The organism is Burkholderia sp. HMSC10F09, assembly GCF_001806955.1.
In the GTDB taxonomy this organism is placed as follows: Bacteria; Pseudomonadota; Gammaproteobacteria; order Burkholderiales; family Burkholderiaceae; genus Burkholderia; species Burkholderia multivorans.
Genome location: NZ_KV786669.1, coordinates 1 through 6,272, shown reverse-complemented (window position 1 = coordinate 6,272; position 6,272 = coordinate 1). Strand labels below are relative to the sequence as shown.

6 protein-coding genes are annotated in these 6,272 nt (G+C 69.1%); 4 read left to right on the top strand and 2 right to left on the bottom strand.

Translation table 11 applies throughout. The annotated features are described in order from the left end of the window. Positions 1-200 precede the first annotated feature (200 nt). The 4 genes from glcE to proC all read left to right on the top strand — a co-directional run bounded on the left by glcE (position 201) and on the right by proC (position 4,253). Positions 201-1,289: a glycolate oxidase subunit GlcE gene (gene glcE / locus HMPREF3115_RS11485; protein ID WP_006408364.1), complete on the top strand. Its 1,089-nt coding sequence runs from the start codon at positions 201-203 to the stop codon at positions 1,287-1,289. A 7-nt stretch (positions 1,290-1,296) separates the two neighbouring features. Next, positions 1,297-2,523 (top strand): glycolate oxidase subunit GlcF, encoded by a 1,227-nt coding sequence (gene glcF / locus HMPREF3115_RS11480; RefSeq protein WP_069219997.1) that lies wholly within the window; start codon positions 1,297-1,299, stop codon positions 2,521-2,523. A gap of 175 nt (positions 2,524-2,698) precedes the next feature. Then, complete coding sequence (locus HMPREF3115_RS11475) at positions 2,699-3,397, top strand: YggS family pyridoxal phosphate-dependent enzyme (RefSeq protein ID WP_070554461.1); 699 nt, start codon at positions 2,699-2,701, stop codon at positions 3,395-3,397. Positions 3,398-3,440: 43 nt separating this feature from the next. Further along, positions 3,441-4,253 (top strand): pyrroline-5-carboxylate reductase, encoded by an 813-nt coding sequence (proC, locus tag HMPREF3115_RS11470; RefSeq protein WP_070554459.1) that lies wholly within the window; start codon positions 3,441-3,443, stop codon positions 4,251-4,253. A gap of 153 nt (positions 4,254-4,406) precedes the next feature. On the opposite strand, the gene ubiA is transcribed toward proC, so the two are convergent. Further along, complete coding sequence (gene ubiA / locus HMPREF3115_RS11465; protein WP_035489595.1) at positions 4,407-5,270, bottom strand: 4-hydroxybenzoate octaprenyltransferase; 864 nt, start codon at positions 5,268-5,270, stop codon at positions 4,407-4,409. A gap of 286 nt (positions 5,271-5,556) precedes the next feature. Next, entirely contained in the window at positions 5,557-6,051 is a 495-nt protein-coding gene (locus HMPREF3115_RS11460; RefSeq protein ID WP_035489597.1) for a Dps family protein, read from the bottom strand. Positions 6,052-6,272: the final 221 nt, after the last annotated feature.

Genomic DNA, 6,272 nt, shown 5'->3' with positions numbered 1-6,272 from the left:
CGCGCGGTATGGCGCGGCGCAGGCTCGCGCGCGGCGCCTGCGCAGTCCGGGCGGCGGGCCCGCCGCCCGGTACGCGCTGTAGCGCCCCCCTTTCCTCGATGTCGCGGGTGTCGCCGACGCATCCTAGGGATAGTCGCGATGTGGATTCGCGCCACCCCGGTACAATCGATCGGACAACAAGACGAGGCAGCCACGAAAACATGGAAGAGGACGACATCGTCGCCGAATGGGCCGAACGCGTCCGCTCGGCCAGCGCCGACGGCCGCCCGCTGCGGATTCGCGGCGGCGGCACGAAGGACTGGTACGGGCAGACGCTCGAAGGAGAAATACTGGACACGCGCGCGCTGCACGGCGTCGTGTCGTACGACCCGGCCGAACTCGTCGTCACGGTGCGCGCGGGCACGCCGCTCGCGCAGCTCGAAAGCGTCGTCGCGGAGTGCGGCCAGATGCTGCCGTTCGAGCCGCCGCACTTCGGGCGCGCGGCCACCGTCGGCGGCTGCATCGCAGCCGGCCTCGCGGGCCCGCGCCGTGCGACCTGCGGCGCGCCGCGCGACTTCGTGCTCGGCGTCACGCTGATGAACGGCCGCGGCGAAACGCTGCGCTTCGGCGGGCAGGTCGTGAAGAACGTCGCCGGCTACGACGTCTCGCGGCTGATGGCCGGCTCGCTCGGCACGCTCGGGCTGATGCTCGAGCTCTCGATCAAGGTGCTGCCGGTGCCGGTCGCCGAAGTCACGCTGAAGTTCGAGATGACGGCGACCGATGCCGTGCGCAAGCTCAACGAATGGGGTGGCCATCCGCTGCCGGTCAGCGGCAGCGCGTGGCGCAACGGCACGCTCGTGCTGCGCCTGTCCGGCGCCGAGGCCGCCGTCAAATCGGCAAAGACGCAGCTCGGCGGCGAAGTCGTCGACGCGGTCGAGGCCGAGCGATTCTGGGCCGGCCTGCGCGAGCACACCGATCCGTTCTTCAACGGGATCCCGCCCGACTATGCGCTGTGGCGGCTCTCGCTGCCGTCGATCACCGAACCGATGCACCTGCCCGGCACACAGCTGATGGAATGGGGCGGCGCGCAACGCTGGTGGATTACCGACGCCGACGCGCAGACGGTCCGCATGAGCGCGAAGCAGGCCGGCGGCCACGCGACGCTGTTCCGCGCGGGCGACGCCTACGATCGCAGCGCCGGCGTGTTCACGCCGCTCGCCGCGCCGCTGCTGAAAATCCACCGCGGCCTGAAGGCGGCGTTCGATCCCGCGCGCATCTTCAACCGCGGCCGGCTGTATCCCGATCTCTGAGCTGCCGATGCAAACGAACCTCGCCGACTTCATCCGCGACACGCCCGACGGCAACGAGGCCGACGCGATCCTGCGCAAGTGCGTGCACTGCGGGTTCTGCACCGCGACGTGCCCGACCTATCAGTTGCTCGGCGACGAACTCGACGGCCCGCGCGGACGCATTTACCTGATCAAGCAGATGGTCGAAGGCGCGAAAGTCACGCGCAGCACGCAGCAGCATCTCGATCGCTGCCTCACGTGCCGCAGCTGCGAGACGACGTGCCCGTCGGGCGTCCAGTACGGCCGGCTCGTCGAGATCGGCCGCAAGCACGTCGAGGCGCAGGTGCAGCGCCCGCTGTCGCAGCGGCTCGTGCGCCGCCTGCTGGCGAGCCTCGTGCCGAACGCGACGCTGTTCTCGCCCGTGATGCGGCTCGGCCAGCAGGTGCGGCCGCTGCTGCCGAAGCGGCTGCGCGACAAGGTACCGCCGCGCACGCGGCTGCTCGAATGGCCGCAGCGCACGCATCCGCGCAAGATGCTGATGCTCGGCGGCTGCGTGCAGCCGTCGATGCTGCCGAACATCAACATCGCGACCGCGCGCGTGCTGGACGCGCTCGGCGTCGAGACGATCGTCGCGCCCGACGCAGGCTGCTGCGGCGCGATCCGGCTGCATCTGAACTATCACGACGAAGCGCTCGACGACGCGCGCCGCAACATCGACGCATGGTGGCCGTACGTCGAACAGGGCGTCGAAGCGATCGTGATGAACGCGTCGGGCTGCGGCGCGACCGTGCTCGAATATGCACACCTGCTGCGCGACGATCCGGCCTATGCGGAAAAGGCGCGGCGCATCGTCGCGCTGACGCGCGACATCTCCGACGTACTGCTCGCGTTCGAGGCCGAACTCGCGACGCTCGGCCGCCGCCGCGCGATCCATACGGTCGCGTACCATCCGCCGTGCACGCTGCAGCACGGGCAGCAGTCGCGCGGAAAGGTCGAACGGCTGCTCGAAACGCTCGGCATCGACGTGCGGCTGCCGGCCGACAGCCACCTCTGCTGCGGCTCGGCCGGCACCTATTCGCTGACGCAGCCGTCGCTGTCGTACCGGTTGCGCAAGCAGAAGCTGCTGAAGCTGCAGGCGCTCGAGCCGCAGATGATCGTGTCCGGCAACGTCGGCTGCATCGCGCACCTGCAAAGCGGCACGCAGACCCCGGTCGCGCACTGGATCCAGCTCGTCGAGCACCTCATCTACGGTTAATGTCGGCGCTCGCCGCTCGCCGCTCGCGGTGCACCATGATCGCTGCGTGAAGGGCATGCATGCACGCGAGCGCGTCGCGGCGGCGCGCGCGGCGTCCGTATAATGTGCGGATCGTTGCGCCGCCTGCGGCGCATCCGCTCCGTGCCCGTTTTCTCGCGCCGTATCCGTGCCCGTCATGTCCGATCTCGCCGTTCGTCTCGAATCCGTTCATCGCCGCATCGCCGACGCCGCGCGTGCCGCCGGCCGCGATCCGGCCTCCGTGTCGCTGCTCGCCGTATCGAAGACCTTTCCCGCCGATGCGGTGCGCGCCGCGCATGCGGCCGGCCAGCGCGCATTCGGCGAAAACTACGTGCAGGAGTCGATCGACAAGATCGACGCGCTCGCCGATTTGCGCGCGTCGCTCGAATGGCATTTCATCGGGCCGCTGCAATCGAACAAGACGCGCGCGGTTGCCGAGCGCTACGACTGGGTACATTCGATCGACCGGCTGAAGATCGCGCAGCGGCTCGCCGAGCAGCGCCCCACGCACCTGCCGCCGCTGAACGTGTGCGTGCAGGTGAACATCAGCGGCGAGGCTTCGAAGAGCGGCGTCGCGCCGGCCGAGGTCGCCGAGGTCGCACGCGCGGTGGCCGCGCTGCCGTCGCTGCGGCTGCGCGGGCTGATGGCGATCCCGGAACCGGCAGCCGACCTCGACGCGCAACGCGTGCCGCATCGCGCACTGCGCACGCTGTTCGATGCGCTGCGTGCCGACGGCCTGCCGCTCGACACGCTGTCGATGGGCATGTCCGCCGATCTCGAGGCGGCCGTACTCGAAGGCGCGACGATCGTGCGCGTCGGCACCGCGATCTTCGGCGCGCGCGACTATTCGCGCTGAACGCCGCGCCCTATCCCTTCACTCACTCGCTCAATCCGACATCATGAAAATCGCATTCATCGGCGGCGGCAACATGGCCGCGGCCCTGATCGGCGGCCTCATCAAGCGCGGCGTCGCCGCGGACGGCCTGTACGCGATCGACGTCAACGACGACGTCCGCGCGCGCGCCGCGCAGCAGTTCGGGATCCGCACCGGCGCCGCGATCGACGCGGCACTCGGCGACTACGACGCGATCGTGCTCGCGGTCAAGCCGCAGGTGCTGAAGGACGTCGCGCAGGCGCTCGCGCCGCATCTGCGCGCGCAGCTCGTGATCAGCATCGCGGCCGGCATCCGCGGCGCGGATCTGTCGCGCTGGCTCGGCGGCTACGCGCGCGTCGTGCGCACGATGCCGAACACGCCCGCGCTCGTCGGCATGGGCGTGACGGGCCTCGCCGCACTGCCGGGCGTCGATGCGGCCGGCCGCGAACTGGCTTCGAACGTGCTCGGCGCGGTCGGCGAGATCGTCTGGTTCGACGACGAATCGCAGCTCGACGCCGTCACCGCGATCTCGGGCAGCGGGCCCGCATACGTGTTCTATTTCATCGAAGCGCTGCAGGAAGCGGCGCGCCGCCTCGGGATGAACGACGAACAGGGCCGCGCGCTCGCGGTCGCGACGTTTACGGGCGCCGCGCAGCTCGCCGCGCAATCGGGCGAGCCGGCTGGCGTGCTGCGCGAGCGCGTGACGTCGAAGGGCGGCACGACGGCCGCCGCGCTCGCGTCGTTCGACGCGCAAGGTGTGAAGGAAGCGATCGTGCGCGGCGTGCTCGCGGCCGACGCACGCGCGAAGGAAATGGGCGACGAACTCGGCCGCGCCTGAGCGGCTCGACGCTTCGTCCTGCACGATGGTGGGCGTGCGCAGTAGACCGCGCACGCCGTCGGCCGGCAGCGGCAACAAAAAAGCGGCCTCGGCCGCTTTTTCGTTTTCTGCTTCAGCACGCCGCGCGCGGCACGAAGCCGCGCGGACCGCCGTTCAGCTCGCCGCCATCAGGTAATGCGCGGCAATGCCGGCGAACAGCACGCCGCCGAGCCAGTTGTTGTGGCGGAATGCCGCGAAGCACGGCATCCGTTCGCGGCCCTTGATCAGCGTGTAGTGATACACCGCGCAGCCGGCGGCGGCGGCCCAGCCCACCCAGTACGCCGCACCGAAGCCGAGCGTGATGCCGATCCACACGTAGATTCCGAGCGTGACCGCATAGCACGCCATGACGGCCGCGACGTCGAAACGGCCGAACGTCAGCGCCGACGTGCGAATGCCGATCTTGATGTCGTCGTCGCGGTCGACCATCGCGTATTCGGTGTCGTACGCGACCGACCAGAACACGTTGGCGATCAGCATCACCCACGCGAGCGGCGGCACCGTGTTCTGCACGGCCGCGAACGCCATCGGAATTCCGAAGCCGAATGCGATCCCGAGATACGCCTGCGGAATCGCGAAGAAGCGCTTCATGAACGGATAGGTACCCGCGACGAACAGCGCGACAACCGACAGCTCTTTCGTCAGCGTATTGAGCGGCAGGATCAGCAGGAACGCCACGAAGGACAGGCCGACGGCAATCGCGACGGCTTCCCACGCGCGGATCTTGCCCGACGTCAGCGGCCGGTCAGCCGTGCGCTTCACGTGCCGGTCGAAATCGCGGTCCGCGTAGTCGTTCATCGCGCAGCCGGCCGAGCGCATCAGCAGCGTGCCGAGCGCGAAGATCACGATCAGCGGCCAGCGCGGATGGCCGTCCGACGCGATCCATAGCGCGTTCAAGGTCGGCCACAGCAGCAGCAGGCTGCCGATCGGCTTGTCCATCCGGACAAGGCGCAGGTACAGGGGAAAGCGGGCAAGCATGGCGAAGCACCGGAAAGACGATCCCGGCATTTTAGAGCCCAACGGCCGTTTGCGTCATGGGTGCGGCCGGCGCGAGGCCCGGCCGAGGGGAATGGATCGGTGTGAAGAAATCGGCGGATCGCCGACCAAGATCGAAGGCGGCCGGCACGATCCGGGAACCATCGGTGCCGCGCGAGTCGCCGTGCGAACCGTGCGGCGGCAGCGCTGCCTACCTTGCGGCCCTGCCGCATGCCGCAACGACATGCCGCGCGCCGCGGCCGGGCGCGCGCCCCGCCGCGCAACGTCCTTACGCGAGCAGCGACCGCAGCATCCACGCGGTCTTTTCATGCGTCTGCAAGCGCTGCGTGAGCAGATCGGCAGTCGGCTCGTCGCTCGCCGCGTCGGCCGCCGGGAAAATCTCGCGCGCGGTGCGCACGACAGCCTCGTGCCCTTCGACGAGCTGGCGGATCATGTCTTCGGCGGCCGGCACGCCCTCGGCTTCCGGCACCGACGACAGTCGCGCGAAATCGCCGAACGTGCCCGGCGCGACGACGCCGAGCGTGCGAATGCGTTCCGCGATCGAATCGACCGCGAGCCACAGTTCGTTGTACTGCTCCTCGAACATCAGATGCAGCGTGTTGAACATCGGGCCCGTCACGTTCCAGTGGAAATTGTGCGTCTTCAGATACAGCGAAAACGTATCGGCCAGCAAGCGCGACAGGCCGTCGGCGATCTTCCTGCGATCCTTGTCGCTGATGCCGATGTTGATTTGCGTTGCATTTGCATTGCCTTTCTTTGCCATCGTCGGACTCCTCATTTCGACATGTTGAACCGATGAAAATGCGTCGAGCCATTCGCATGTCGCGTGCACGCGGCATGCGCTCGCGGTCTGCCAGTTTAGCGTGACACGCGCCAATGCGCGCTTACGCGCCGGCCACGTGAGCGATCGCGCCGAGCGCGTGCGCGATCAGCACGGCCGCGCCGCTGCCGGCGATCGCCGCGCCGACGAGGCGCCGCGCGGCG

Coding starts and splice junctions, on each gene's coding strand:
- glcE (WP_006408364.1), top strand. CDS start 201: ATGGAAGAGGACGACATCGTCGCCGAATGGGCCGAACGCGTCCGCTCG.
- glcF (WP_069219997.1), top strand. CDS start 1,297: ATGCAAACGAACCTCGCCGACTTCATCCGCGACACGCCCGACGGCAAC.
- HMPREF3115_RS11475 (WP_070554461.1), top strand. CDS start 2,699: ATGTCCGATCTCGCCGTTCGTCTCGAATCCGTTCATCGCCGCATCGCC.
- proC (WP_070554459.1), top strand. CDS start 3,441: ATGAAAATCGCATTCATCGGCGGCGGCAACATGGCCGCGGCCCTGATC.
- ubiA (WP_035489595.1), bottom strand. CDS start 5,270: ATGCTTGCCCGCTTTCCCCTGTACCTGCGCCTTGTCCGGATGGACAAG.
- HMPREF3115_RS11460 (WP_035489597.1), bottom strand. CDS start 6,051: ATGGCAAAGAAAGGCAATGCAAATGCAACGCAAATCAACATCGGCATC.